This is a genomic window from Geodermatophilus sp. SYSU D01105, from assembly GCF_054050095.1.
Genome location: NZ_JBJGYR010000005.1, coordinates 216,328 through 241,950, shown reverse-complemented (window position 1 = coordinate 241,950; position 25,623 = coordinate 216,328). Strand labels below are relative to the sequence as shown.

25 protein-coding genes and 1 rRNA gene are annotated in these 25,623 nt (G+C 75.9%); 7 read left to right on the top strand and 19 right to left on the bottom strand.

Annotation, left to right across the window (positions count from 1 at the left end):
- The 11 genes from ACI79I_RS06845 to ACI79I_RS06795 form a co-directional block, all read right to left on the bottom strand.
- A 16S ribosomal RNA gene (locus ACI79I_RS06845) occupies positions 1-59 on the bottom strand; the annotation flags it as partial.
- Between the two features lie 469 nt (positions 60-528).
- Complete coding sequence (gene tyrS, locus ACI79I_RS06840; protein ID WP_456991546.1) at positions 529-1,812, bottom strand: tyrosine--tRNA ligase; 1,284 nt, start codon at positions 1,810-1,812, stop codon at positions 529-531.
- A gap of 231 nt (positions 1,813-2,043) precedes the next feature.
- A complete protein-coding gene (locus tag ACI79I_RS06835; protein ID WP_456991545.1) occupies positions 2,044-2,730 on the bottom strand; it encodes a DNA-3-methyladenine glycosylase in 687 nt (228 codons plus the stop codon).
- On the bottom strand, positions 2,694-4,130 hold the full coding sequence (gene argH, locus ACI79I_RS06830) for an argininosuccinate lyase (protein WP_456947044.1): 1,437 nt from the start codon (positions 4,128-4,130) through the stop codon (positions 2,694-2,696). Before argH ends, ACI79I_RS06835 begins: the two co-directional genes overlap by 37 nt.
- Positions 4,127-4,663: an arginine repressor gene (locus ACI79I_RS06825; RefSeq protein WP_456947045.1), complete on the bottom strand. Its 537-nt coding sequence runs from the start codon at positions 4,661-4,663 to the stop codon at positions 4,127-4,129. Before ACI79I_RS06825 ends, argH begins: the two co-directional genes overlap by 4 nt.
- Positions 4,660-5,613, bottom strand: a complete 954-nt coding sequence (argF, locus tag ACI79I_RS06820) for an ornithine carbamoyltransferase (protein ID WP_456991544.1) — start codon at positions 5,611-5,613, stop codon at positions 4,660-4,662. Before argF ends, ACI79I_RS06825 begins: the two co-directional genes overlap by 4 nt.
- A 70-nt stretch (positions 5,614-5,683) precedes the next feature.
- A complete protein-coding gene (locus ACI79I_RS06815) occupies positions 5,684-6,874 on the bottom strand; it encodes an acetylornithine transaminase (RefSeq protein WP_456991543.1) in 1,191 nt (396 codons plus the stop codon).
- Positions 6,871-7,881 (bottom strand): acetylglutamate kinase, encoded by a 1,011-nt coding sequence (argB, locus tag ACI79I_RS06810; protein WP_456991542.1) that lies wholly within the window; start codon positions 7,879-7,881, stop codon positions 6,871-6,873. The genes ACI79I_RS06815 and argB overlap by 4 nt, the downstream gene beginning before the upstream one ends.
- A complete protein-coding gene (gene argJ / locus ACI79I_RS06805; protein ID WP_456991541.1) occupies positions 7,878-9,029 on the bottom strand; it encodes a bifunctional glutamate N-acetyltransferase/amino-acid acetyltransferase ArgJ in 1,152 nt (383 codons plus the stop codon). The genes argB and argJ overlap by 4 nt, the downstream gene beginning before the upstream one ends.
- Positions 9,030-9,084: 55 nt before the next feature.
- Complete coding sequence (gene argC, locus ACI79I_RS06800; RefSeq protein ID WP_456991540.1) at positions 9,085-10,125, bottom strand: N-acetyl-gamma-glutamyl-phosphate reductase; 1,041 nt, start codon at positions 10,123-10,125, stop codon at positions 9,085-9,087.
- 124 nt (positions 10,126-10,249) lie between these two features.
- A complete protein-coding gene (locus ACI79I_RS06795; RefSeq protein WP_456991539.1) occupies positions 10,250-10,717 on the bottom strand; it encodes an Lrp/AsnC family transcriptional regulator in 468 nt (155 codons plus the stop codon).
- Between the two features lie 116 nt (positions 10,718-10,833).
- Here ACI79I_RS06795 and ACI79I_RS06790 point away from each other — a divergent pair, with 116 nt between their 5' ends.
- On the top strand, positions 10,834-11,718 hold the full coding sequence (locus tag ACI79I_RS06790; protein ID WP_456991538.1) for an EamA family transporter: 885 nt from the start codon (positions 10,834-10,836) through the stop codon (positions 11,716-11,718).
- Here the strand turns inward: ACI79I_RS06790 and ACI79I_RS06785 are convergent.
- The 3 genes from ACI79I_RS06785 to pheS all read right to left on the bottom strand — a co-directional run bounded on the left by ACI79I_RS06785 (position 11,691) and on the right by pheS (position 16,150).
- The gene (locus ACI79I_RS06785) at positions 11,691-12,467 is read right to left on the bottom strand and encodes an SDR family NAD(P)-dependent oxidoreductase (protein WP_456991537.1); all 777 of its coding nucleotides are present in this window, start codon (positions 12,465-12,467) and stop codon (positions 11,691-11,693) included. The genes ACI79I_RS06790 and ACI79I_RS06785 overlap by 28 nt on opposite strands.
- A gap of 106 nt (positions 12,468-12,573) precedes the next feature.
- On the bottom strand, positions 12,574-15,036 hold the full coding sequence (pheT, locus tag ACI79I_RS06780; protein ID WP_456991536.1) for a phenylalanine--tRNA ligase subunit beta: 2,463 nt from the start codon (positions 15,034-15,036) through the stop codon (positions 12,574-12,576).
- A 46-nt stretch (positions 15,037-15,082) separates the two neighbouring features.
- The gene (pheS, locus tag ACI79I_RS06775) at positions 15,083-16,150 is read right to left on the bottom strand and encodes a phenylalanine--tRNA ligase subunit alpha (RefSeq protein WP_456991535.1); all 1,068 of its coding nucleotides are present in this window, start codon (positions 16,148-16,150) and stop codon (positions 15,083-15,085) included.
- Between the two features lie 273 nt (positions 16,151-16,423).
- Here pheS and ACI79I_RS06770 point away from each other — a divergent pair, with 273 nt between their 5' ends.
- The 3 genes from ACI79I_RS06770 to ACI79I_RS06760 all read left to right on the top strand — a co-directional run bounded on the left by ACI79I_RS06770 (position 16,424) and on the right by ACI79I_RS06760 (position 19,577).
- Positions 16,424-17,263 (top strand): EamA family transporter, encoded by an 840-nt coding sequence (locus ACI79I_RS06770; protein WP_456991534.1) that lies wholly within the window; start codon positions 16,424-16,426, stop codon positions 17,261-17,263.
- An 88-nt stretch (positions 17,264-17,351) separates the two neighbouring features.
- A complete protein-coding gene (locus ACI79I_RS06765; protein ID WP_456991533.1) occupies positions 17,352-18,302 on the top strand; it encodes an EAL domain-containing protein in 951 nt (316 codons plus the stop codon).
- A gap of 3 nt (positions 18,303-18,305) precedes the next feature.
- Positions 18,306-19,577, top strand: coding sequence for a diguanylate cyclase domain-containing protein (locus tag ACI79I_RS06760; RefSeq protein WP_456991532.1), 1,272 nt, complete (start codon positions 18,306-18,308; stop codon positions 19,575-19,577).
- 76 nt (positions 19,578-19,653) lie between these two features.
- On the opposite strand, the gene ACI79I_RS06755 is transcribed toward ACI79I_RS06760, so the two are convergent.
- From ACI79I_RS06755 to ACI79I_RS06735, 5 genes are all read right to left on the bottom strand, one after another.
- Positions 19,654-20,445: a TrmH family RNA methyltransferase gene (locus ACI79I_RS06755; protein ID WP_456991531.1), complete on the bottom strand. Its 792-nt coding sequence runs from the start codon at positions 20,443-20,445 to the stop codon at positions 19,654-19,656.
- 97 nt (positions 20,446-20,542) lie between these two features.
- Positions 20,543-20,926, bottom strand: a complete 384-nt coding sequence (rplT, locus tag ACI79I_RS06750) for a 50S ribosomal protein L20 (RefSeq protein WP_456991530.1) — start codon at positions 20,924-20,926, stop codon at positions 20,543-20,545.
- A gap of 34 nt (positions 20,927-20,960) precedes the next feature.
- Positions 20,961-21,155, bottom strand: coding sequence for a 50S ribosomal protein L35 (gene rpmI, locus ACI79I_RS06745; protein WP_456947060.1), 195 nt, complete (start codon positions 21,153-21,155; stop codon positions 20,961-20,963).
- Positions 21,156-21,297: 142 nt separating this feature from the next.
- The gene (gene infC / locus ACI79I_RS06740; protein WP_456991529.1) at positions 21,298-21,966 is read right to left on the bottom strand and encodes a translation initiation factor IF-3; all 669 of its coding nucleotides are present in this window, start codon (positions 21,964-21,966) and stop codon (positions 21,298-21,300) included.
- Between the two features lie 239 nt (positions 21,967-22,205).
- Positions 22,206-22,694: a PH domain-containing protein gene (locus ACI79I_RS06735; protein WP_456991528.1), complete on the bottom strand. Its 489-nt coding sequence runs from the start codon at positions 22,692-22,694 to the stop codon at positions 22,206-22,208.
- Between the two features lie 40 nt (positions 22,695-22,734).
- Between ACI79I_RS06735 and ACI79I_RS06730 the strand changes: the two genes are divergently transcribed.
- The 3 genes from ACI79I_RS06730 (at position 22,735) to ACI79I_RS06720 (ending at position 25,582) form a co-directional block, all read left to right on the top strand.
- The gene (locus ACI79I_RS06730; RefSeq protein WP_456991527.1) at positions 22,735-23,325 is read left to right on the top strand and encodes a uridine kinase family protein; all 591 of its coding nucleotides are present in this window, start codon (positions 22,735-22,737) and stop codon (positions 23,323-23,325) included.
- Between the two features lie 62 nt (positions 23,326-23,387).
- The gene (locus ACI79I_RS06725; RefSeq protein WP_456991526.1) at positions 23,388-24,119 is read left to right on the top strand and encodes a GAF domain-containing protein; all 732 of its coding nucleotides are present in this window, start codon (positions 23,388-23,390) and stop codon (positions 24,117-24,119) included.
- On the top strand, positions 24,119-25,582 hold the full coding sequence (locus ACI79I_RS06720; RefSeq protein ID WP_456991525.1) for a PP2C family protein-serine/threonine phosphatase: 1,464 nt from the start codon (positions 24,119-24,121) through the stop codon (positions 25,580-25,582). The genes ACI79I_RS06725 and ACI79I_RS06720 overlap by 1 nt, the downstream gene beginning before the upstream one ends.
- Positions 25,583-25,623 lie beyond the last annotated feature (41 nt).

Genomic DNA, 25,623 nt, shown 5'->3' with positions numbered 1-25,623 from the left:
TGCATGTGTTAAGCACGCCGCCAGCGTTCGTCCTGAGCCAGGATCAAACTCTCCGTAGATGAATTCGAATCCGGGCGAGAACCGAGAGCTGACACTCTCGATCAATCAACCCAAAGAAACCCACAAAGGGGTTGTTACTTGGCACTGACTTTCGGCACGCTGTTGAGTTCTCAAGGAGCGGACGCGCAACGACTCAACCCTTCCGGGCCTCGTCCCTGGCGGCTTTCCCACGTTACGCCGCTCGTCACGACTGTCAAGCCGGGGGTCTGTCACCCTGGCCGTCCGCGTCGGGCGGCGTCACCCAGCCCAACCGACGTTCCCCGGGAGACATTCCCGCGTCCCGCCCGCCTGCTGAGCGATCGGCACCCGGCTCGACCGGCGGGCCTCGGGATCTCCTCCCGCGTCCCGCCCCGGTCTCCCCGGGCGCAGAGAGAAAGTTACGTGGGTGGGATCCCGGTGTCAAACCGGCTGCAGGTGACGCCTGACACCTGTCGGAGACCGGGGCGTCACACGCCGTTCACGCGCAGGTCAGCGCGCCGTCCCGCGGTGCACGCCGGCCACGGAGCGCTTGCCGCGGCGGAGGACCAGCCACCCACCCGGGAGCCACGTCTCCTCCCCCGGCACGGCGTCGGCGTCGGTCACCCGCTCGTTGTTCAGGTAGGCGCCACCCTCCTTCACGGTGCGCCTCGCCTCGGAGAGGCTGCCGACCAGACCCGTCTGCTGCATCAGCTGGGCGATGGTGGGCGTCTCGCCGTCGACGGTCACCGCGCCGGCCTCGCGCAGGGCGGCACCGAGGGTCTCCGGGCCGAGCGCACCGAGGTCCTCCCGGCCGAACAGTGCGCGCCCGGCCGCCTCGGCCTGGCGGAGCTCGTCGGGCCCGTGCACGAGGAGGGTCAGCTCCTCGGCGAGTGCCCGCTGGGCGGTGCGGGCGGCCGGCCGCTCCGCGCTCTCGGCGATGAGCGCCGCGACCTCCTCGGCGGGTCGCTCCGAGTACAGCGGCAGCCAGGCTCGGGCGTCGGCGTCGTCGGCGTTGAGCCAGAACTGGAAGAACGCGTAGGGCGAGGTGAGCGCCGGGTCGAGCCAGACAGCACCACCCTCGGACTTGCCGAACTTGGTGCCGTCGGACTTGGTCACCAGCGGCGTCGACAGGGCGTGGACCCGCGCGCCCTCCGTGCGCCGCACCAGGTCGATGCCCGCGGTGAGGTTCCCCCACTGGTCGGAGCCGCCGGTCTGCAGCGTCACCCCGTGCCGGCGGTAGAGCTCGCGGTAGTCGTTGGCCTGCAGGATCTGGTAGCTGAACTCGGTGTAGCTGATGCCGGCCTCCGAGTTGAGCCGGGCCGACACCGCCTCCTTGGCCAGCATCTGGCTGACCCGGAAGTGCTTGCCGAGGTCGCGCAGGAGGTCGATGGCCGACAGCGGCGCGGTCCAGTCGAGGTTGTCGACGTAGACGGGACCCCGGGACCCGTCGGTCTCCGCGGGCACCTCCAGGAACGGGGCGACCTGGTCGCGGATGCGGCCCACCCACTCGGCGACGGTGTCGCGGTCGTTGAGCTGACGCTCGGCCGAGGGCCGGGGGTCACCGATCAGGCCGGTGGCCCCGCCCACGAGGACCACGGGCTGGTGCCCGGCGCGCTGCAGTGCCCTCAGCACCATGAACTGGAGCAGGTGGCCGACGTGCAGGCTGGGCGCGGTCGGGTCGAAGCCTGCGTAGTAGGCGACCGGCCCGTCGGCGAGGTGGGCGCGCAGCGCCTCCTCGTCGGTGCTCTGGGCGATCAGCCCACGGCGGTGCAGCTCGTCGATCACGTCGGTCACGGGGTACATCCTCGCTGGCGCTCGTCGACCCCGTGCCCGGGGTGCTCTGCCTCCGCGTGACCTCGCGAGCTCGGTCACGGGGCACATCCTCGCTGGCGCTCGTCGACCCCGTGCCCGGGGTGCTCTGCCTCCGCGTGACCTCGCGAGCTCGGTCACGGGGCACATCCTCGCTGGCGCTCGTCGACCCCGTGCCCGGGGTGCTCTGCCTCGCCGTGACCTCACGGGCGGGGGTCACGGTTGCTGATCCTGCCCCGCGCTGCGACGACGGGGCCGGCCACCCGGGCGGAAGGCGCTCACCGAGGGGGCGTCGGTCGCCCAGAACCGCCAGGGCAGCTCGGTGGCGACGGTGATGCCGACCCGCGGCCCGGCCGAGACCGCGGCCGGCGGCGTGCCGCGGTGCAGGCGGACCGAGCTGTCCGGGGACAGGAGGTCGGCCGCCTTGTCCTCCGGGCCGATCGCCAGGGCCTGGGTGAGCCGGGCCGGTCCGCGGGCGATGTCGCGCGCGGACCGGGCGGCCGGACGGCGGCTGCGGGCCACCTCCTCCCCCACCACGACGTCCCCCGCCCGGAGCAGCACGGCCGAGCCGTGCCCCTCGGGGCCGACGACGACGTTGGCGCACCAGTGGACCCCGTAGCTGAAGTACACGTAGAGCCGTCCGGGCGGGCCGAACATGATGGCCGCCCGCGGCGTCGGCCCCCGGTGGGAGTGCGCCGCAGGGTCGGTGCCGTTCCCGGCGTAGGCCTCGACCTCGGTGAGGCGGAGGGCCACCTGCCCCTCCGGCCGGTCGGTCACCAGCCAGCAGCCCAGCAGCGTCGGGGCGACGACGTCGGGCGGCCCGAGCAGCTCGTCGGCCGTGAGCAGTGGCCCGGGGGTCGGCGCGGTCAGAGGGCCGCCGCCACAGGCGAGGACGACGCCCACTCGGTGTGCTGCCGCGCCAGCTCGGCGAGGGAGGCCAGCTGCTGGGCGACCCGCTCGGGCGCCGTCCCTCCCCGGGCGCTGCGGGCGGCAAGGGCGCCGCGCACGGACAGCACCGAGCGCACGTCCGGGGTCAGCCGCTCGTCGATGCCGGCGAGCTGGTCGTCGTCCAGCTCGTCGAGCTCGAGCCCGGCGCCCTCGCAGAAGGCGACCATCTCACCGCTGATCTCGTGGGCCGACCGGAACGGCACCCCCTGGCGCACGAGCCACTCGGCGACGTCGGTGGCCAGGGCGAAGCCCTGCGGCGCCGCGGCCTCGAGGACCTCGGGGCGCAGGGTGAGGGTGGCGACCATCCCGGTGACCGCGGGCAGGAGCAGGAGCAGCTGCTCCATGGAGTCGAAGACCGGCTCCTTGTCCTCCTGCAGGTCGCGGTCGTAGGCCAGCGGCAGGCCCTTGAGCATCGTGAGCAGGCCGGTGAGGTTGCCGACGAACCGGCCGGACTTGCCCCGCGCCAGCTCGGCGATGTCGGGGTTCTTCTTCTGCGGCATGATCGACGACCCGGTCGCCCAGGCGTCGTCGAGCCGCGCCCAGCCGAACTCGGTCGACGTCCAGAGCACGACCTCCTCCCCCAGCCGGGAGAGGTGGACGCCGATGAGCGCCGCGGCAAAGCAGAACTCGGCGGCGAAGTCGCGGTCGCTCACGCCGTCGATCGAGTTGTCCGAGGCGCGGTCGAACCCGAGCTCGGCGGCGACCGCGTCCGGGTCCAGGGGCAGCGACGAGCCGGCCAGGGCGCCGGAGCCGTAGGGGCTCACGGCGGTGCGCCGGTCCCAGTCGCGCAGCCGGTCGACGTCGCGGGAGAACGCGTGCGCGTGGGCGAGCAGCTGGTGGGCGATGAGCACCGGCTGGGCGTGCTGGAGGTGGGTCATGCCGGGCGCCGCGACGTCGGAGTAGCGCTCGGCGAGGCCGACCAGCGCGTACTCCAGCGAGGCCAGCTCGCCGACGAGCGTGCGGACGGAGTGGCGCAGGTAGAGCCGCAGGTCGGTGGCGATCTGGTCGTTGCGGCTGCGGCCGGCGCGCAGCTTGCCGCCGAGGGGGCCGAGCTTGGCCGAGAGCCCGCGCTCGAGCGCCTCGTGGACGTCCTCGTCGGACTCGACCGCGACGAAGGTGCCGTCCTCGACCTCGCGGGAGAGCTCGGTGAGGGCCCGCAGCATCTGCGCCAGCTCGTCGTCGGTGAGCAGCCCGGCGCGGTGCAGCACCCGCGCGTGCGCCCGGGAGCCGGCCAGGTCGAAGGGCGCCAGCTTCCAGTCGAAGTGGGTGGACTTCGACAACGCAGTCAGGGCGTCCGATGGTCCGCCGCCGAAGCGGCCGCCCCACAGCCGGGTGTCCGAGGGTGCCGAGCTCACGGGTGGTCTTCCTCCAGGTCCGACTGCAGTTCGGGGTAGACGGCGGGCGAGCGCTCGGCGAGCGCGCGCAGGCGGTCGGCGAGGGCCGCGCCGCCGTCGGGGTCGCGGGAGACGACCAGCAGAGTGTCGTCCCCCGCGATCGTGCCCAGGACGTCGGGGAGGCCGACCTTGTCCAGCGCGGAGGCCAGGAACTGCGCGGCACCCGGCGGCGTGCGCAGGACGGCGAGGTTGGCGCTGCCCTCGGCGCTGGTCAGCAGGTCGGCCAGCAGCCGGGTCAGCCGGGCCGGTGCGGTCTGCGCCGGGCGCAGCGGGGCGTTCTCGGGCGGCAGCACGTAGGACGCCGGGGCGCCGTCGGACCCGCGCAGCTTGACCGCGCCGAGCTCCTCGAGGTCCCGGGAGAGCGTGGCCTGGGTGACCTCGATGCCCGACGCGGCCAGCAGCCCGGCGAGCTGGGACTGCGAGCTGACCGGCTGGGCCTCGATCAGGGCGCGGATCCGGGCCTGGCGGGCCGAGCGGGTCACCGCGCCGGTCATCGCGACAGCAACCAGATGAGGATCGCCTTCTGGGCGTGCAGCCGGTTCTCCGCCTCGTCCCACACGGCGCTCTGCGGCCCGTCGATCACCTCGGCCGCGATCTCCTTGCCGCGGTAGGCCGGCAGGCAGTGCAGCACGATCGCGTCGTCCGCGGCCCGGGCCAGCGCGGCGCCGTCCAGCGCGTAGGGCAGGAAGGGCGCGACGCGGGCGTCGTACTCGTCCTCCTGGCCCATGGAGACCCAGGTGTCGGTGACCAGGACGTCGGCGCCCTCGGCCGCGGCCGCGGCGTCGGCGGTCCACCGCACCGAGCCGCCGGTCCCCGCCGCGATCTCCTCGGCGCGCTCCAGCACCTCCTTGAACGGCTGGAAGGACTCCGGGGAGCCGATCCGGACGTGCATGCCGGCGGTGGCGCCACCGAGCAGGTAGGAGTGCGCCATGTTGTTGGCGCCGTCGCCGAGGTAGGTCAGCGTCAGCCCGGCGAGGGCCCCCTTGCGCTCGGCGATGGTCTGCAGGTCGGCCAGGATCTGGCACGGGTGGTACTCGTCGGTGAGCGCGTTGACCACCGGCACCCGGCTGACCGAGGCCATCGCCTCGATGCGGTCCTGGCCGAAGGTGCGCCACACGATGGCGGCGGCCTGCCGGTCCAGCACGCGGGTGGTGTCCTCGATCGGCTCGCCGCGGCCCAGCTGGCTGGAGCCCGCGTCGATCACCAGCGGGTACCCACCGAGCTCCGCGACGCCCACGGAGAACGACACCCGGGTGCGGGTGGAGGGCTTGTCGAACAGGACCGCGACGGTCCGCGGGACGCCGTTCGGTGCCGCCAGCGGGGTGGGTGCCTCGGCGGTGTGCCGCGTGCGCTTGAGCTCCGCGGCCAGCGCCAGCACCTCGGCCTGCTCGGCCGGCGTCAGGTCGTCGTCCTTGAGGAAGTGCCGAAGGGTCACTGTGCTCACTGTTCGGCTCCGGTCTCGTTCCGCTCCTCGGTCGCTGGCGCGCCCTGCGATGCTCGCTCGACGGTCGTCCTCACTGGCCCGTCTCCTGGAGAGCCGCGTCGAGGGCTGCCGGCAGGGCGGCGACGAACGCGTCGACCTGCGCGTCGGTGAGCACCAGGGCCGGCGCCAGGCGCAGCACGTCCGGGGCGACGGCGTTGGTCAGGAAGCCGGCCTCCCGCAGCGCGGCCTCCAGCGCCCCGGCGACCGGCGCGGTCAGGACGACGCCCAGCAGCGCGCCCCGGCCGCGGACCCGGGCCACACCGGCGGAGCCGAGGCCCTCGATGCCGGCGGTGAACCGGTGCTCGATCTCCTTGGCCCGCTCGAGCAGCCCCTCGTCGCGGATGGTGTCGAGCACCGCGAGCGCGGCCGCCGCGGCGATCGGGTTGCCCCCGAACGTGGAGCCGTGCGACCCGGCGGTCATGAGGTCCGCCGCAGGCCCGAAGGCGAGGGTGGCACCGATCGGCAGCCCGCCGCCGAGGGCCTTGGCCAGCGTGACGACGTCGGGCTGCAGCCCGTCGGCCTGGTGTGCGAACCAGTGGCCGGTGCGGCCGGTGCCGGTCTGCACCTCGTCGACGGCGAACAGCGCGCCGGCGTCCCGCGCGCTCCGTGCCGCGGCCGACAGGTACCCGGCGGGCGCGGGCAGCACGCCGCCCTCCCCCAGCATCGGCTCGAGCAGCACCATCGCCGTCCGGTCGGAGACCGCACCGGCCAACGCGTCGGCGTCCCCGTAGGGCACGAAGCGGACGCCGCCAGGCAGCGGGGCGAACGCGTCGGCCTTGCCGGGCTGGCCGGTCAGCGCCAGCGCGCCCATCGTGCGGCCGTGGAAGGAGCCCTCCGCGGTGATCACCTCGGGCCGGCCGGTCAGCCGGCTGATCTTGAACGCGGCCTCGTTGGCCTCGGCGCCGGAGTTGCAGAAGAACACCCGGCCGGGCCGGCCGGCCAGCTCGAGCAGCCGCTCGGCCAGGGCGACGCCCGGCTCGTGCATCGCCAGGTTGGAGACGTGGCCGAGGGTCTGCGCCTGCCGCGTGATCGCCTCGACGACCTTCGGGTGGGCGTGGCCGAGGATCGTCGTGGCGATGCCGCCGAGCAGGTCGGTGTACTCGCGGCCGTCGACGTCCCAGACGGTGGCGCCGGCGCCGCGGGCGAGCGCGACCGGCGGGGTCCTGTAGTTGCCCATCATCACGGCCGACCAGCGGGTGGCCAGCTCCTCGGTGCGGGTCATGCCGGCTCCTCCCGGTGCGCGGTGTCCGAGTCGGCGGCCGGGACGACCATCGTCCCGGTCCCCTCGGTGGTGAACATCTCCAGCAGCAGGGCGTGCGGCGCGCGGCCGTCGACCACGGTCGCGCGCTTCACCCCGCCGTTGACCGCCCGCAGGCAGGCGGTCATCTTCGGGACCATCCCGGCGTCCAGGGTGGGCAGGATCTCGGCCAGCTCGGCGGCGTCGATCTGCTGCACCAGCGAGTCCCGGTCGGGCCAGTCGGCGTAGAGCCCCTCCACGTCGGTGAGGACGACGAGCTTCACCGCCCCCAGCGCCACGGCGAGCGCGGCCGCGGCGGTGTCGGCGTTGACGTTGTGCACGACGCCGTCGGCGTCCGGGGCGACGGTGGCGACCACCGGGATGTGCCCGGCCTCGAGCAGGGCGGCGACGGGAGCGGGGTCGACGGCGACCACGTCACCGACCAGCCCGACGTCGACCGGGCGGCCGTCGACCAGGGCGTGGGTGCGGGCGGCGGTGAACAGCCCGCCGTCCTCCCCGGAGAGGCCGACGGCCAGCGGGCCGTGCTGGTTGATCAGCCCGACGACCTCCGGGGTGACCTGACCGGTGAGCACCATCCGGACGACGTCGATCGTCTCGGGCGTGGTCACCCGCAGGCCGCCGCGGAACTCGCTCTCGATACCGAGCCGGCCGAGCATCTCGGTGATCTGGGGGCCACCGCCGTGCACGACGACCGGGTGGATGCCGCAGGTCCGCAGGAACACCATGTCCTCGGCGAAGGCCCGCCGACACTCCTCGTCGACCATGGCGTGCCCGCCGTACTTCACGACGACGACGTTGCCGTGGAACTCCTTGAGCCACGGCAGCGCGCCGGTGAGGACGGCGACCTTCTGCCGGTCCCCCTCGGGGTCGTAGGTGCGCATGACCCGCCGGGTGCCGATGGTCCGCGGTGGCCGGAGCTCGTCGACCCGGACGTCGGGCGGGGTGGGGTCCTGGGGTGCTGCGTCGCTCATGTCGAGTAGGCCGAGTTCTCGTGGACGTAGGCGAGGGACAGGTCGTTGGTCCAGATCGTCGCCTCGTCGGTACCCGCCCGGAGGTCGACGTCGATGGTGATCGCCCGGCCGGTGAGATCGACGCCCTCGCGCGGGTCGCCGATCGCGCCGCCCCGGCAGACGGTGACCCCGTTGATCGTCACGTCCACCCGGTCGGGCTCGAAGGCGGCGTCGGTGGTGCCGATCGCGGCGAGCACCCGGCCCCAGTTGGGGTCGTTGCCGAACAGCGCCGTCTTCAGCAGGTTGTTGCGGGCGCAGGCCCGGCCGGCGGTGAGGGCGTCCTCGACGCTGGCGGCGTTGCGGACGGTGATCGCGATGTCCTTGGTCGAGCCCTCGGCGTCGGCCAGCAGCTGCATCGCCAGGTCGGTGGCCGCGGCGGTGAGCGCCTCGGTGACCTCCTCGGCGCTGGGGGTGATGCCGCTGGCGCCGCTGCTCATGACGATGACCGTGTCGTTGGTGGACAGGCACCCGTCGGAGTCGACCCGCTCGACGCTGACGCTGGTCGCCTGCTTCACCGCCGTCTGCAGCACGTCGGCCGGGACCACCGCGTCGGTGGTGAGGACGACGAGCATCGTGGCCAGGCTCGGCGCGAGCATGCCGGCGCCCTTGGCCATGCCGCCGACCGTCCAGCCGTCGCGGGCCTGCACGGTCGTCTTGGGGACGCTGTCGGTGGTCATGATCGCCAGCGCGGCGTCCTGCCCGCCGTCGGCGCTGAGCGCCTTGGCCGCGGCGGTGACCCCGGCGGTGAGCCGGTCCATGGGCAGCCGGACGCCGATCAGGCCGGTGGAGGCCACGGCGACGTCGATCGCGCCGATGCCGAGCTCGGCGGCCACGTGCTCGGCGGTCGCGTGGGTGTCCTGGAAGCCCTCGGCACCGGTGCAGGCGTTGGCGCCGCCGGAGTTGAGGACGACCGCCTTCGCCCGGCCGGTGGAGAGGACCTGCCGGCTCCACTGCACCGGCGCGGCCGGGAAGCGGTTGGTGGTGAAGACGGCGGCCGCGGCGTCGTCCGGGCCGTCGTTGACGACCAGGGCGACGTCGTGGGCGCCGCTGCTCTTGAGGCCGGCGGCGACGCCGGCGGCCCGGAAGCCCTGCGGGGCGGTCGTGCTCATGCCGGGGCCCCCGCGGAGACGTGGAGCGCCGGCGGAGCGTCTTCGTGGGGTGACCTCACGGGGCCACCCCCACGACCGGGAGGCCGAGGGTCTCCGGCAGGCCGAGGGCGAGGTTGGCGCACTGGAGGGCCGCTCCCCCGGTGCCCTTGGTCAGGTTGTCGACGGCGGCGATGACGACCAGGCGGGCGGCGTCGGGGTCGACCGCGACCTGCAGCGCGACGGTGTTGGCCCCGAGCACCTGCGCCGTCGTCGGCCACTGCCCCTCCGGGAGCAGGTGCACGAACGGCTCGTCGGCGTAGGCCTTCTCGTAGGCCGCCCGGGCCGCGGCGGCGTCCGTGCCGGCGGCCAGCGGCGCCGAGCAGGTGGCGAGGATGCCCCGGCTCATCGGCACCAGCGTCGGGGTGAAGCTCACGCTCACCGGGGCGCCGGCGGCCTGGGAGAGGTTCTGCACCATCTCCGGCGTGTGCCGGTGCACCCCGCCGACGCCGTAGGCGCTGACCGAGCCCATGACCTCGCTGCCGAGCAGGTGCGGCTTGGCTGACTTCCCGGCGCCGGAGGTGCCGCTGGCGGCGACCACGACGACGTCGGGCTCGACCAGCCCGGCGGCCAGCGCGGGAGCCAGCGCGAGGGTGACCGAGGTCGGGTAGCAGCCGGGGACGGCGATCCGCCGGGCGCCGGCGAGCTGCTCGCGCTGGCCGGGCAGCTCCGGCAGGCCGTAGGGCCACGAGCCGGCGTGCTCGCCCCCGTACCAGCGCGCCCAGGCCACCGGGTCGTTGAGCCGGTGGTCCGCGCCGCAGTCGATCACCAGCGTCTCCCCGGGCAGCTGCGCGGCGATCGCGGCCGACTCACCGTGCGGCAGCGCCAGCACCACGACGTCGTAGCCGGCCAGGTCGGCCGCGTCGCTGGGCCGGACCTCGAGGTCGGCGAAGGGCAGCAGGTGGGGCTGGAGCTCTCCGAGGCGTCGGCCGGCACTGGAATTGGCGTGCACCCCGGCCAACCGCAGGTTCGGGTGCCCGGCCAGCAGCCGGCACACCTCTCCTCCCGCGTACCCGGTGGCGCCGGTGACCCCGACCGTCCACGTCTGCCCTGTGTCCACGATGCATGACCATACACGGTCATGCATGAACGTTCACCGGTGTTTCCGGCGACGTGTGCCGGTATCGGAAGCGACACCGTCGTTCGGGGGCCGCAGACGACGGTGTCGCTTCCGATACCGGCGGTCAGGGGAGCGCGGGCCGCCCCCCGCTGGCGGGGCCCGGCGCCGGAGCCCGGGGCGGGACGGGGGTCGCGACGACGATCGAGGTGGTCGTCTGCCCGTGCAGCAGGAACTGGTCCAGCACGCCCTCGAGGGCCGCGACCGAGGGCACGTGCACCCGCAGCAGGAAGCAGTCCTCGCCGGAGACGCGGTGGCACTCGGCCACCTCGGGGACCCGCGCGGCGAGGTCGGCGATCCGCGGCAGCTGCCCCGGGCCCGGCCGGATCCGCACCCACGCCGTGACCGGCAGCCCGAGGGCCGCCGGGTCGACGTCCACCCGGTAGCCCCGGATCACGCCGGTCTCCTCGAGGCGGGCGACCCGCTCGCGGACGGCCGGTGGGGACATCCCGACCCGGCGGGCCAGCTCGGCGGCGCTGCACCGCGGGTCCTGCTCGAGCAGCCGCAGGAGCTCCCGGTTGACGTCGTCGAGCACCGACCTCCCGTCCGGGAGGTCGAGGCGGATCCTGGGGGCGCGACCCGACGGCACCGGCCCATCCTGGCCTTCGATCGCGCCTGGTGTCCGGCCCTCCCGCCTCCGAGGCTCGTCGCATGGCACGACCGGCTCCGCAGCCGACCTGGACACGGCTCCCGCCGCACGTGTGGTTCCTCGTCAGCGCGGTCTTCCACTACCTCGGCCCGGCGTGGGCGGTGCTGCTGTTCGCGCGGGTCGACGTGCTGGGCGTGGCCTGGCTGCGGATCACGAGCGCGGCCCTGGTCCTCGGCCTCTGGCGGCGGCCGTGGCGCCGACTGCGGGGGCTGGACGGGGCGACGCGCCGGCTGCTGGCCGCCTGGGGCGCGCTGCTCGCGGGGATGAACTGTTGCTTCTACCTGGCCGTCGACCGCCTCCCGCTGGGCACGGTGGCCGCGATCGAGTTCCTCCCCGTGGTGGTCCTCGCCGCGGCCGGGGCCCGCACAGGGCGCAACCTGGCCGCCCTCGCAGCGGCCGTGGGCGGGGTCGCACTGCTGACCCACGTGCGGCTGGCGGGCGAGGCGGCCGGCTTCGCGTTCGCCGCCGCCAACGCGGTGCTGTTCGCCGGCTACGTCGTCCTGGGCCACCGGGTCGCCCGCACCGACCGCCTGGCCGGGGTCGACGGGCTGGCGCTGGCCATGCTGACTGCCGCGGTCGTCGCCACCCCGGTCGGGATCGCCGGCGCGGTACCCGCGTTCGCCGACCCGGTCGCCCTGCTGGCCGGTCTCGGCGTCGGGGTCGCCTCCTCGGTGGTGCCCTACGTCTGCGACCAGCTGGCCATGGCCCGCCTCCCTCGGGCGACCTACGCCCTCCTGGTCTCCCTGCTGCCGGCAGCGGCGACCGTCATCGGCGTCGTCGTCCTGGCGCAGGTGCCCGACGCGCGGGAGGTGCTCGGGGTCGCCCTCGTCGTCGCCGGGGTGGCGCTGCACCGGCCGGCTCAGGCCAGCGGGTCGCCCTCCCCGTAGGGGCGCAGCCGCAGCTGCCGCGCGGCGCCGTCCGGCGTGATCCCCCGCAGCACGGCGGGGTCGTCGACGCCGGCCCGGAGGAAGCGGCCCGACCACGCGTCCAGCTCACCGGCGGCGATCGCGCAGACCAGTGCCACGACCCGGTCGGGCTCGGTCCAGTCGGTGCGGTCGCGGTGGATGGGCATCCGCGCGGTCATGTCGGTGCGGACCACGCCGGGTGCGACGTCGAAGGCGCGGACGGCGGTGCCCTCGAGCGCGTCGTGCAGCGCCTCGGTGACCCGCATCAGGCCGGTCTTGGCCACCGAGTAGGCCGAGTACTCGGGGCGGGGCTGGACGCTCATCCCGCTGGCCAGGTTGACGACCCGGCCCCGGTTGCGCAGCACCATCCACGGCACGACGGCGCGGCTGAGGAGGAACGCGCCCCGGATGTGGCTGGTCACGACGTCCCACCACTGGTCCGGGTCGGCCTCCCACAGCGGCTCCTCGGCGGCGTCGATGAGCCCGGCGTTGTTGACCAGCAGGTCCACCGGGCCGGCCTCCTCCCGGACCCGCCCGACGGCGTCCTCCACCGCCGCCCGGTCGGTGACGTCGGCGGCGACGGCGAGGGTGCGCGCCCCGGTGGCCGCGGCGACCTCGTCCATCGCCGCGGCCAGGCGCTCGGCACCGCGGGCCAGGCCCGCCACCGTGGCGCCGCGCTCGGCCAGGCCCCGCACGAGGGCCCGGCCGATGCCGGTACCGGCCCCCGTCACCAGGGCGACGGTGCCGTGGAGTGCAGCGACCCCGTCCCCGTTTCCGCCGGCCCCCTGCAGGGTCCCGCTGCGAGCCTGCGAGTGGCGGGGGGCCGGGGGTCCTTCGTCAGGCACGGAGGTGTGCTCCCGTCCGGTCGGCGGCGGCGGCCACCGCGGCGTCGCGCACCGCGGTGGCCTCCTCGCTGGTGAGCGTGCGGTCGGGCGCCCGCAGGGTCAGCGCGTAGGCCAGCGAGCGCGATCCGGCGGGCACCGGCGGGCCGGTGTAGACGTCGAAGAGCCGCAGCGACTCCAGCAGCTCCCCGGCGCCCGCGCGGAGGGCGGCCTCGACCTCGGCGGCGGCCACGTCGTCACCGACGACGAGCGCGACGTCGACCAGGACCGGCGGGAAGGTGGACACGCGCGGGCCGACCGGCACCGGGGCCGGCGGCAGCGCGTCGACGTCGAGCTCCATGACCGCGGTGCGGGCCGGCAGGTCCAGCGCGGCGCACACCCGCGGGTGCAGCTCCCCGGCGTGCCCGACGACCCGGTCACCCACCAGCAGCTCGGCGCAGCGCCCCGGGTGCCAGGGCGCCCGCTCCCCCGCGCGCACGGTCAGCTCGACGCCGGCGGCGGCCGCCACCCGGCGCGCGGCCTCCACCGCGTCGGCCCAGACCGCCGGGCGGCCCGGTCCCCACCAGCCGCGTGGCTCGCGGTTGCCGGCCAGCGCCACGCCGACGTGCCACGGCTGGGCGGGCACCGCGCCGAGCAGCGCGGCGAGGGTCTCGTCGTCCGGACGCCGGTCGACGCCGGGCAGCGGAGCGGGGCTGCGCCCCCCGCCGGGGAAGACCGCACCGTGCTCGAACAGGGCCAGGTCGCGCTGCCCGCGGGAGAGGTTGCGGGCCAGCGCGGCCAGCAGGCCCGGCAGCAGCGTCGTGCGCAGCGCCGGCTCCTCCTCGGACAGCGGGTTGCGGACGACGACGACCTCGCGGCGGGGGTCGTCCTCGGCCAGGCCGAGGGCGTCGAGCACGGCCGGCCCGGTGAACGGGTAGGACGGCGCCTCGACGTAGCCGGCCTCGGCGAGGGTGCGGCCGATCGCGCGGCGGCGGCGCTGGGTCTCGGTGAGCCCCCGGCCGGGTGGCGCGGTGGGCAGCACCGACGGGACGTCGTCGTAGCCGGCCAGCCGGACGACCTCCTCGACCAGGTCGGCCGGGTCGGTGAGGTCGGGACGCCACGGTGGCGGGGTGACCGTCAGCGGCCCGGCGTCCCCGTCGACCGTGCAGCCGACCGTGGCCAGCAGCTCGGTCACCTGCGCGGCCGGGTAGGGGACGCCGGCGACCCGGCCGGGCAGCCCCGGGTCCAGGGAGATGGTCGGCCGCGGGCCGCGGGTGTCGACGTCCACCGGCGTGCCGACGACGCGGGCGCCGCCGTACTCCCCGAGCAGCGCCGCGGCGCGGGCGAGCGCGACCATGGTCATCTCCGGGTCGACACCGCGCTCGAAACGCTTGGCCGCCTCGCTGGGCAGCCGGTGCCGGCGGGCGGTGCGGGCCACCCCGGTCGGCTCCCAGTGGGCCGCCTCGAGCAGCACGCGGGTCGTCCCGTCGCCGATCTCGGTGGACGCCCCGCCCATGACCGCGGTTAGGCCGATCGGGCCGGAGTCGTCGGTGATGAGCAGGTCGTCGGGGTGGAGGGCGCGGTCGGCGCCGTCGAGGGTGGTGAGCCGCTCCCCCTCGCGAGCCCGCCGGACGACGATCGGGCCCTGCACCCGGTCGCGGTCGAAGGCGTGCATCGGCTGGCCGAGCTCGAGCATCACGTAGTTGGTGACGTCGACGGCGAGCGAGATGCTGCGGACGCCGGACTGCGCCAGCCGCCGGCGCAGCCACCAGGGGCTGGGCGCGCTGGGGTCCAGGCCCTCCAGTGCGATCATCGAGAACCGGTCGCAGCGGTCGGCGTCCGCGACGGAGACCTGCCAGGCCGGCTCGCCCGACCAGGCCGGCGCGGTGGCCGCGCCCGGGTCGCGCCAGTCGACCCCCAGACCGGTGCCCATCTCGCGGGCGATGCCGCGCATGGACAGGCAGTAGCCGCGGTCGGGGGTGACGGCCAGCTCGATGACGACGTCGTCGAGGCCGACCACCGGGCCCGCCGGGGTGCCCGGGGCCGGCGCGTCGTCGCCCAGCACCAGGATCCCGGTGTGGTCCTCGCCGACCCCGAGCTCCCGGGCCGAGGAGATCATCCCGTCGGAGATCCGGTCGTAGGTCTTCCGCGAGGCGATCGCGAAGCCGCCGGGCAGCACGGCCCCGGGCAGCGCGACGACCACCGCGTCACCGGCGGCGAAGTTGCGGGCGCCGCAGACGATGCCCCGGGGCTCGGGCTCCCCCACGTCGACCTGGCAGAAGCGGATCGGCTTCTTGAAGCCGGTCAGCTCCTCGATCTCCAGCACCCGGCCGACGACGAGCGGCCCGGTGACCTCCTCCAGGCGGTGGATCTCCTCGACCTCCAGGCCCAGCCGCACGAAGGCGGTGTCGAGGTCCTCGACGGCGATGCCCCCGGGCAGGTCGACGTACTCGGCCAGCCAGCCGATGGGGACCCTCACTGCTGCTCCGTCCTGGGGGTGGTGTCGGTGGTCGCGGGCACGGCGGTCACTGCTCCGCGGCGAACGCCGTGGTGAACCGGACGTCGCCCTCGATCATGTCGCGCATGTCGCCCACGCCCGAGCGGAACTGCAGGGCGCGCTCGATGCCCAGGCCGAAGGCGAAGCCGCTGTACTCCTCGGGGTCGACGCCGCAGGCGACCAGCACCCGGGGGTTGACCATCCCGCAGCCGCCCCACTCGACCCAGCGCGGGCCGTCGCGGTGCTCGGGGAACCAGACGTCGAACTCCGCCGACGGTTCGGTGAAGGGGAAGTACGACGGCCGCCAGCGGGTCACCGCGTCGGCGCCGAACAGCGTGCGGGCGAGCTGGTCGAGCGTGCCGCGCAGGTGGGCCATGGTCAGCCCGCGGTCGACGGCCAGGCCCTCGATCTGGTGGAAGACCGGGGTGTGCGTCGCGTCGAGCTCGTCGGTGCGGTACACGCGACCGGGCGCGACGACGTAGATCGGCGGGGTGCGCGACAGCATCGTGCGGGCCTGCACCGGGCTGGTGTGCGTGCGCAGCACCAGGCCGGAGTCCTCGGGGGCGACGAAGAAGGTGTCCATCATCGTGCGCGCCGGGTGGTCACGGCCGATGTTGAGCGCGTCGAAGTTCAGCCACTCGGCCTCGACCTCCGGGCCGTCGGCGACCTCGTAGCCCATGCCCACGAAGACGTCGGCGATCCGCTCGGTCAGCGTGGTGAGCGGGTGCCGCGCGCCGCGCGGGGTGCGGTCCCAGGGCAGGGTGACGTCGACCCGCTCCTCGGCCAGCACCCGGGCGTCGCGCTCGGCCTCCAGCTGGGCGCGGCGGGCGGCGTAGGCGTCGGTCACGGCGACCCGGGCCGCGTTCACCCTCTTGCCGGCGTCCGACCGCGCCGCCGGCGGCAGCGCGCCCAGCTCGCGGCGGGCCAGCAGCACCGGCGCCCGGTCGCCGAGGTGGGCCGGCCGGACGGCGGCGAGCGCCTCCAGGTCACCGGCCTCCGCGAAGGCCTCCAGGGCCTCGGCGACCGCGGCGTCGAGGGCCTCGGCGGAGAGCGCGGCGACCTGCTTGGGGTCGTAGGGGTCGTTGGCGCCAGACACGGGAGGCCATTCTGCCCGTCGGCCCCGCTGCCCCGCGCACGGGTTTGCCGAGGGGGTGCACCGTGCCCGCCCGACCGCCGAGTCCTGCGAACTCGTGGCCGTCAGCGGCTGATGGCCACGAGTTCGCAGGACCGGGGTGGACGGCGACCGCGCGGCCCCGGCCAACGAGGCGAGGACTCCTGCCGACCTGCCGCGGGAGCGCGGGCCGGCCGCGCGGGGGGTGCTAGAACCGGGGCGGGGTGCGCGCCGGGCGTGCCGGGGCGGAGGTCCGCAGTGGCGGTGCTGCTGGCGCTGGCCAGCGCGGTGGTCTACGGGATGGCCGACTTCTGCGGTGGCCTGGCCTCCCGTCGGGCGACCGCGTTCGCCGTCGTCGCTCTCTCGCAGGCCGCCGGGCTGACCGCGCTGCTGTTCCTGCTGCCCTGGCTCGGCGGCGACCCGACCCCCGCCGACCTGCTGTGGGGCGCCACCGCCGGCGTCGCCGGTGCCGCCGGGCTGGTCCTCTTCTACCGCGCGCTGGCCGGGGGCGTGATGAGCGTCGTGGCCCCGGTGACGGCGGTGTCGGCCGCGGCTCTGCCGGTGGTGGTCGGCCTCGGCTTCGGCGAGCGCCTGGCGTGGTGGGCGGTGGTCGGCATCGGGCTGGCGCTGGTCGCCGTCGTCCTGGTGGCCGCCGAGGAGGGCCTGGGCTCGCTGCGCCGGGCCCGCCCGTCCAGCCTGGTGCCCGCACTGGCCGCCGGCGCCGGCTTCGGCCTGTTCTTCGTGCTGCTCGACGGCACGCGCGAGGCCGCCGAGCTCAGCCCGCTGGTCGCCGCCCGGGTGGTCTCGGTGGCGCTGGTCGTGGTCCTGGCGCTGTCGACGCGCCAGTCGCTGCGGGTGCCCCGGGCCGCCCTGCCGATCGTGCTGGTGGCCGGCCTCGGCGACATGACGGCCAACGCGCTGTTCCTCCTCGCCACCCAGCAGGGGCAGCTGGCCATCACCGGCGTGCTCGCCTCGCTGTACCCGGTGAGCACCGTCGTCCTGGCCCAGGTGGTGCTCCGCGAGCGGCTGGCCGGCACGCAGGTCGCCGGGCTGGCCGCCGCCGGCGCCGCCGTCGTCCTCATCGCGCTGCCCGCCTGACCTCCTCCGATGGGATGAGGGGACGCCGTCCCGGCTCATCGACGGGGCGGCCCTGTCCGATGACGCAGGCGTGGGACCCTCTACGGCCGTGACCCGGACCACGATCGACGACGTGCTCGGGCACGGCGCCGTCCGCAGCGTCTTCCAGCCCATCGTCGACCTCGACTCCGGGTCCGTCGTCGCCTACGAGGCCCTGGCGCGGGGACCGGAGGGCCCGCTGGAGCGGCCCGACGCCCTGTTCGCCGCCGCCCGGGAGGCCGGCCGGCTGGCCGAGCTCGACGCCGCCTGCCGCGCCGCGGCGCTGACCGGCGCGCTCGCGCAGGGGCTGACCGCACCGCTGACCCTGTTCGTCAACGTCGAGCCCGAGGTGCTCGACCGGGCGCCGATGGAGGAGCTGCTCGGCATCGCGTCGGCGGCACCGGGCGGGCTGCGGGTGGTCCTGGAGATCACCGAGCGCGCGCTGGCCGCCCGGCCGGCGGAGCTGCTGCGCACCGTCGAGCGGGTGCGGTCGGTCGGCTGGGGCGTCGCCGTGGACGACGTCGGCGCCGAGCCGCTGTCGCTGGCCTTCATGCCGCTGCTGCGCCCCGACGTGGTCAAGCTCGACCTGCGGCTGGTGCAGGAGCGGCCCAGCCCCCAGATCGCCGAGATCATGAACGCGGTCAACGCGCACGCCGAGCGCACCGGCGCGGTGGTGCTCGCCGAGGGCATCGAGGACGCCGACCAGCTGGCCATGGCCCGCGCGCTGGGAGCCACCCTCGGCCAGGGCTGGCTGTTCGGCCGCCCGGTCCCCGGCGCACCGACGCGCGCGCTGTCCCTGCCCTCGCAGCGGCCGGACTCCGTCACCGAGGACGCCGCCGTCTCCCCCTTCGCCTGCCTGCCCGACGGCGTCCCCCTGCGGCAGGCCCCCAAGGCGCTGCTCATCGAGCTGTCCAAGCAGCTCGAGCGCGAGGCGCTGCGCCTGGGTCCGGCGTCGGTCGTGGCCGCCACCTTCCAGGAGGCCCGCCACTTCACCCCCGCGCCCGGGCTCGGCACCGCGTAGTTGGTGGGCCGCACGGGTTTCGTCGCCGCGGGGGGCGCGCACGGGCGGGGGGCGCCCCCCCCGGGCCGGGGCGCCCCCCCCCTCGACCCGGCCGACCCCGTCCGCGGCGAGTGGGACGTCGCCGTCCTGGGCCCGCACTTCGCCGCGGCGTTGCTCGCCCGCGACCTCGGGGACGACGGCCCCGACGAGGAGCGGCGGTTCGCCTACGCCCTGACCTACGACCGCGACACCGTCACCCGGGCCGGCGCGGCGCTGCTGGCCCGGGTGGCGCCGCGGCCCGGCGCCCCGGCCTGGTCGGCCGCCGCCGTCGCGGTCCCTCCGCCGAGCGCCGTCCCCGCCGGCCTGCCGGCGGCCGACGCCCTGCTCCACCGCGCCCTGGAGGCGCTGCCCAGCGGGATCTCGGTCGTCGACGTCCGGCTCCCCGACCAGCCGCTGGTCTACGTCAACCCGGCCTTCGAGCGGCTCGCCGGTCTCCCGCGCGAGCAGGTGCTCGGCCGCAACTGCCGCTTCCTGCAGGGCACCGACACCGACCCGGCCGCCGTGGCCGAGGTCCGCCGGGCGGTCGCCGCGGGCGAGGAGTGCCGGGTCACCGTGCTCAACCACCGCGGGCCGGACCGGACGCCGTGGTGGAACGAGCTGCACCTGACCCCGGTCCCCGGTCCGGACGGCGAGGTCGCGCAGTACATCGGCGTCCAGGTCGACGTGACCGCGCGGGTGGAGGCCGAGCGCGCGCTGGCCCGGGAACGCGACCGCGCCTCGGGCTACCGGGTCCGCCTGCAGGAGCTGGCCGGCACCGACCCCCTGACCGGGCTGCCCGACCGCCGGCGACTGGCCGAGGAGGTCGAGACGGCGATCTGGAGCGCCCGGGCCGGCGACGACGCGCTCGCCCTGCTCCTCGTGGACGTCGACGGCGTCATCGCGGCGAACGGCATGTGGGGCCACGGCGCCGGTGACGACCTGCTGTGCGCCGTCGCCGAGCGGGTGCGGGCGGTCCTGCGCCGGCGCGACCTGGTGGCCCGGCTCGGCGGCCACGAGCTCGTGGTCGCGCTGCGCGAGCTGGACCCGCGGACCGCCGGGGAGGAGGCGCGCCGGATCGCCGGCGCGCTGCTGGAGGCCGTGCGCGGGCCGGTGCGGGTCGCCGGCGGTGAGCTGCCGGCCGGGGTGCGGGTGGGCGTCAGCGTCTTCCCCGAGGACGGCGCGGACTTCGCCGACCTGCTCCGGACCGCCGCCCTGCGCCGGTACGAGCGACCGGGGACCCCGACCGCCGACCGCTGACACCGCGGCGCCGCTGATCGGCCCCGAGGCAGGGCCCCGCCGCGAGCCTGCGAGGGGCGGGGGGCGGCGGGTCCTCCTACTGGGCCAGCTGGGTCGTGTAGAGGCAGATCGCCGCGGCCGCGGCCAGGTTGAGGCTCTCCGCCCGGCCGCGCATCGGGATGCGCACCCGCGCGTCGGCGAGCGCGGCGAGCTCGGCCGGGACGCCGCGGGCCTCGTTGCCGAACAGCCAGACGACGGGGCCGGCCAGCCGGCCGGCGGCGGCGACCTCGTCCAGGGCGGCCTCACCCCCGCCGTCCGCGGCGAGCACGGTGACGCCGGCGGCCTGCAGCCGGGGCAGCACCTCCGGCAGCGACGCCCGGCGGACGACGTCGACGTGGAAGAGGCTGCCCGCGCTGGAGCGCACCGCCTTCCCGCCGTAGGGGTCGGCCGACCCCGCGCCGAAGAGCACCGCACCGGCGCCGCACGCGTCGGCGGTGCGCAGCACGGTGCCGGCGTTGCCCGGGTCGGCCAGTTCGGCGAGGGCGACGGCCAGGGCCGGCGGAGCGGCCACCACCGCGTCGGCCGGCACGTCCCGGAGCTCGCAGACGGCCACCAGCCCCTGCGGGGTGACCGTCTCCGACAGCGACGCGGCGGCCCTCCCGGTCACCGGCCGCACGGGCACCGGCGTCCCGGCCAGCAGGTCGGCGTGCGCGGCCGCGGCCGCCTCGGTGACGAACACCTCGCGGACACCGGCGGGCGTGGCGAGCGCCTCGGCGACGGCCTGCCGCCCCTCGGCGAGGAACAGCCCAGCCGCGTCCCGCCCGGCGCGGCGGGTGAGCTTGCGCGCGGCCGCGACCCGCGCGGACCGCTCGGTCAGCGGCTCGGTCATCGCCCCTCCTCCAGTGTCGGGCCCGGACACACCGACGCCGCCGGTGCCGGTCGCAGAGGACCGGGCACCGACGGCGTCGGCGAGGTGCGTGCGCGCCTCAGGCGGCCTGGTCGCCGGCCGGGGCGGCGGCGACGGCGGCGCGGGCCGTCTCCACGAGGGCGGCGAAGGCGGCGGGCTCGTTGACGGCGAGCTCGGCGAGCACGCGGCGGTCGAGCTCGATGCCGGCCAGCTTCAGGCCCTGCATGAACCGGTTGTAGGTCATGTCGTTCTGCCGCGCCGCGGCGTTGATGCGGGTGATCCACAGCTTGCGGAAGTCACCCTTGCGCACCTTGCGGTCGCGGTAGTTGTAGGTGGCCGAGTGGAGGATCTGCTCCTTGGCCTTGCGGTACAGGCGGGACCGCTGACCGCGGTAGCCGCTGGCGGCCTCGAGGGTCGTCCGGCGCTTCTTCTGGGCGTTGACCGCCCGCTTCACGCGTGCCACGTGAGTGCTCCTGTCTTCTCGTCAGTACGGGCGCTCAGAGGCCCAGCAGCTTCTTGAGGCTCTTGGTGTCGGCCGGCGAGATGACCTGGTCCTGGTCCAGCCGGCGCTTGCGGCGCGAGGACTTGTGCTCGAACTTGTGCTGGTTGTTCGCCTGCTCGCGCATGAGCTTCCCGCTGCCCGTCACGCGGATGCGCTTCGCGGTGCCCTTGTGGGTCTTCTGCTTCGGCATGTCCTCGGTCCTCGTTCGTGTGTGTCGGCGCCGCGCGGCAGCGTGCAGCTGCGCGACGGCGCCGGCCGTCTCGGTGGTGCGGTGGGCGCCCCCCTGCAGGCCCCGCCGCGCGTGCGCGTGGCGGGGGCAGGTGGGGCCTCCCTCAGCCCTGCGGGCCCTGTCCCTCGGCCGCCTGCTTCTCCGCCTTCGCGTGGCGGCGGGAGGCGTCGGTCGCCGCCTGGTTCCGGTGCGGGGCGATCACCATGACCATGTTGCGGCCGTCCTGCTTCGGGTTGGACTCGACGACGCCGAGCTCGGCGACGTCGGCGGCCAGCCGCTGGAGCAGCCGGTAGCCCATCTCCGGCCGGGACTGCTCGCGGCCGCGGAACATCACGGTGATCTTGACCTTGTCGCCGCTCCGGAGGAAGCGCTCGACGTGGCCCTTCTTGGTCTCGTAGTCGTGCGGGTCGATCTTGAGGCGCAGCCGCATCTCCTTGATGACGGTGAGCGCCTGGTTCCGCCGGGCCTCGCGGGCCTTCTGGGCGGACTCGTACTTGAACTTCCCGTAGTCCATGAGCTTGGCGACCGGCGGCCGGGCCATGGGCGCGACCTCGACGAGGTCGAGCTCGGAGTCCTGGGCCAGGCGCAGCGCCTCGCCGATCGGCACGATGCCGACCTGCTCGCCCTCGGGGCCGACCAGGCGGACCTCGGGGACGCGGATACGGTCGTTGATGCGGGGCTCGGTGATGGCCTCTCCTCTGCTGTTGCCGGGGAGGAGTCGCGCCCGTCCGGATGCCGGAGGAGACGAGGGCCCCGCGAGCGGTGTGCTCACGGGGCCCACTCTCCGGGGTGCGCGAGCGGTGGCTCGCGCGCGCCGCGGCCGACCGGCCGAGGCCGGTCCACCGCGATCCGGGGACCTGGGCGCCTGTGACGGCGCCAGGTGGGAGCGGGCTCCTCTTGGTCAGCGGCCCGGGGCGGGGCCGCTGTGTGGTTCGCGCGCCTCGGTGTAGCGGGGAGGCACGCCCATGCTACAGCGCCGAGGGCGCCCTGGTCATTCCCGGGGTCGCGGGGTCACTCGTCGTACAGCAGCGGCGGGGGCGCCGGTTGCTTGGCCCGGTCGGCGGCGAGCAGCGCGCGCAGGCCCTCGACGGCGGCCGCGGCGCGCTCGCCGTCGGCCGCCTGCAGGGCGAGGACGGCGAACTCGTCGTCGCTGGTCAGCAGCACCGTCGCCCACTTGAAGCGAGCGTCGAACCGGATCGCGCGGACCGCCGTCCACGGCACCGCCCGCTCCCCCACCAGGTTGCGCACGCGGATGCCGGAGGCGTCGGCGTCCACCCGCGGGCGGCCCAGCGCCAGGATGCCGGCGCCGAAGACCAGCCCCAGCCCGACGACCGCGACCTGGTCGGCGGTCGTGTACCGGACCACCCCGGAGTCGTCGGACCCGAGCGTCACGCCGACGTAGGTGAGGACGGCGACCACGACCGCGGCGACGAGCGCGCACAGCAGCCGCCACCGGCGCGGGACGGCGGAGACCGAGGACGGGGGCGGAGGCGGCGGCACGCCCCCATGGTGGCAGGTGCCGGCTGGCAGAGTGCCCGCCGTGGAGGACGCCGCCGCGGTGCTGGCCGGCCGGGTGCGGGCGGCCGTCCCCCGGCTGGGCCGCACCCGCCTGGTGTGCGTGGACGGGCCGGCCGGGTCGGGCAAGACGACGCTGGCCGGCCGGCTGGCCACCCGGCTGGACGCGCCGGTCGTGCACATGGACGACCTCTACGCCGGCTGGACGATGACCGGCGCGTTCGCCCGGCTGGCCGCCGGCGTGCTGCGCCCGCTCGCCGCCGGACGTCCGGGCGCCTACCACCGGTTCGACTGGGCGGCCGGCCGCTTCGAGGTGTCGACCACGCCGGTGCCACCGACCGACGTGCTGGTGGTCGAGGGGTGCGGCAGCTGCCCGCGGGCGGCCGACCCGTGGGCGGTGCTGCGGATCTGGGTGGAGGCCCCGCCGGAGGTGCGCCTGGCGCGCGGGCTGGCGCGTGACGGCGCCGCGCTCGAGCCCGAGTGGCGCCACTGGCAGCGCACGGAGGCGGCCGTGTTCACGGCGGAGGGCACCCGGGAGCGCGCCGACGTCCGGGTGGACGGGACGGCGCCTACCGCAGGAGAGACCCCCGTCCGAGGGGCCGGACGACTAGGCTGACGAGGCGCTGCCGTCCCGTCCAGCACCCGGCGGAGGCGAGCGGCTGAACGGATGGGGTGCGCGTGCAGCAGAGCCGATCGATCGACCTGCCCCTCGCCGACGAGCTGTCGGCCGTCTTCGCCCGCATGTCCGGGCTGCTGCTGTCCGAGGAGACCGTGGCCACCGCCCTCGGCCTGGTCAGCTCGCTGGCCGTGGACACCGTGCCCGGCGCGGTCGGGGCGGGCGTCTCGGTCATCGACGAGCGGGGCCGCCGCAGCTCGGGGGCGACGTCCCCCCGGGTCGAGCAGGCCGACGCCCTCCAGTACCAGTTCGACGAGGGTCCCTGCCTGGCCGCCACCGCGGGCCGGAGCATGGTCCGCGTCGACGACCTGGCGACCGACCCGCGGTGGCCCCGGTGGTCCGGAGCCGTCCTGCCACTGGGCCTGCGGTCGGCGCTCAGCGCCCCGATGGTCGCCGGGGACAGCGCGCTGGGCGCCCTCAAGGTGTACGCCGAGCAGCCCCGGACCTTCGACGCCCACAGCGAGCAGCTCCTGGCGATGTTCGCCGCGCAGGCGGCGATCCTCGTCGCCAACGTGCAGACCCACGAGCGGGCCCGGCGGCTCAGTGACGGGCTGCGCAGCGCGATCGGCACCCGGGACCTGGTGAGCACGGCCAAGGGGGTGCTGATGGCGCGGCACGGTGTCAGCGACGACGTCGCCTTCGGCATGCTCGTCGCCCGCTCCGGCGAGGACGGCGGCACGCTGCCGGAGGTCGCCCGCGCGGTCGTCGACTCCGCCTTCCGTCGGAGACGGTGATGGACGGGCCCGGGCCGGCCGTCTCCGAGGAGGAGCACCGCCGGGCGCTGCGCGCGGCCGTCGAGCTGGCCGACCTCACGCTCGAGCAGCTGTGGACCCGGTACTTCTCCCTCGGCGGCAACGCCGACCTGGTGGAGCTCGAGGCCCACCTCGAGGGTCTGCTGTCGCTGCCGGCGGCCGAGCGCAACGTGCTGGCGCACACGGTCAACGAGCGGCTCGACGAGCTGTTCAGCCAGCGGCGGGTCCCCTACAGCTCCGCCGTCCGCGCGCGCCGCCCCTCCACCGGGCCGCTCGCGGCGCTGCTGTACCTGGTGGAGGCCGCCCGCACGGCGCCGCCGGACCGGCTGGGGGCGCTCGCGGCCGAGGCCGGGCGGGCCATGGGCGTGGGGGTCACCGTCCACGTGGCCGACCACGAGCAGCGGCGGTTGTGGCCGCTGCCCTCGACGGGCACCACCCGCGGCGAGCCCCTCACCGTCGACGGCACCCTGCCGGGACGGGCGTTCCAGGCGGCGCGGGTGCTCCCGTCGGAGGCGAACGGCGCGCTGCGGCTGTGGGTGCCGATCCTGGACGGCGCCGAGCGGGTCGGCGTCCTCGAGGTGCGGGTGGACTCGGAGGTCGAGCTCTACGACCCGGCCGTGCGCGACGAGTGCCGGTGGCTGGCCGGGCTGGTGGGGCACCTGGTCGCCTCGATGGGGCAGTACGGCGACGCCCTGGAGGCGGCGCGGCGGACCCGGGCCCGCACCCCCTCCGCGGAGTTGCTGTGGCAACAGCTGCCGCCGCTCACCGCCGCCAGCGACGCCTTCGTCCTCGCCGGTCTCCTCGAGCCCGCCTACGACGTGGGGGGCGACGCCTTCGACTACGCGCTGTCGGAGGGGACCGTGTCACTGGCGATCGTGGACGCCATGGGCCACGGGCTGCCGGCCGGGCTGCTGGCCGCCGCGGCCCTCTCCGCCTACCGCAGCGCGCGCCGCGACGGCCGCGGCGTCTTCGACCAGGCCCGGGTCATCGACGAGGTGCTCGCCGAGACCTTCCCGGGCAGTGCCTTCGCCACCGGGGTGCTGGCCGAGCTCGACGTCGCCAGCGGGCGGCTGCGCTACGTCAACGGCGGCCACCCGCCCCCGCTGCTGCTGCGGACGGGGAAGGTGGTCAAGCACCTCACCGGTGGGCGGCGGGTGCCGTTCGGGCTGGGCTCGGGTGCGCTCACCGTCGGCGAGGAGGTGCTCCAGCCCGGGGACTGGCTGGCCCTGCACACCGACGGTGTGACCGAGGCCCGCGATGCGACGGGCGCCTGGTTCGGGGAGGACCGGCTGGCGGACTTCCTGACCCGGGAGGTCGCCGCCGGGCAGCCGCCCCCCGAGACCGCGCGGCGACTCATGCGCGCCGTCCTGGACCACCAGGGCGGGCTGCTGCAGGACGACGCCAGCGTGCTGCTGGCCCGGTGGCTGCCCCCGGCCCCGTCCTGACACCCGGACCCACCCGGGCCCGTCACACGCCCGCAACGACG

Excerpts from the sequence above, each read along its gene's own strand:
- ACI79I_RS06825 (WP_456947045.1), bottom strand. The coding sequence starts at position 4,663 with ATGACCGGCGCGGTGACCCGCTCGGCCCGCCAGGCCCGGATCCGCGCC.
- ACI79I_RS06815 (WP_456991543.1), bottom strand. The coding sequence starts at position 6,874 with ATGACCCGCACCGAGGAGCTGGCCACCCGCTGGTCGGCCGTGATGATG.
- argB (WP_456991542.1), bottom strand. The coding sequence starts at position 7,881 with ATGAGCGACGCAGCACCCCAGGACCCCACCCCGCCCGACGTCCGGGTC.
- argJ (WP_456991541.1), bottom strand. The coding sequence starts at position 9,029 with ATGAGCACGACCGCCCCGCAGGGCTTCCGGGCCGCCGGCGTCGCCGCC.
- ACI79I_RS06790 (WP_456991538.1), top strand. The coding sequence starts at position 10,834 with ATGGCACGACCGGCTCCGCAGCCGACCTGGACACGGCTCCCGCCGCAC.
- ACI79I_RS06755 (WP_456991531.1), bottom strand. The coding sequence starts at position 20,445 with ATGACCGAGCCGCTGACCGAGCGGTCCGCGCGGGTCGCGGCCGCGCGC.
- rpmI (WP_456947060.1), bottom strand. The coding sequence starts at position 21,155 with ATGCCGAAGCAGAAGACCCACAAGGGCACCGCGAAGCGCATCCGCGTG.
- ACI79I_RS06720 (WP_456991525.1), top strand. The coding sequence starts at position 24,119 with ATGGACGGGCCCGGGCCGGCCGTCTCCGAGGAGGAGCACCGCCGGGCG.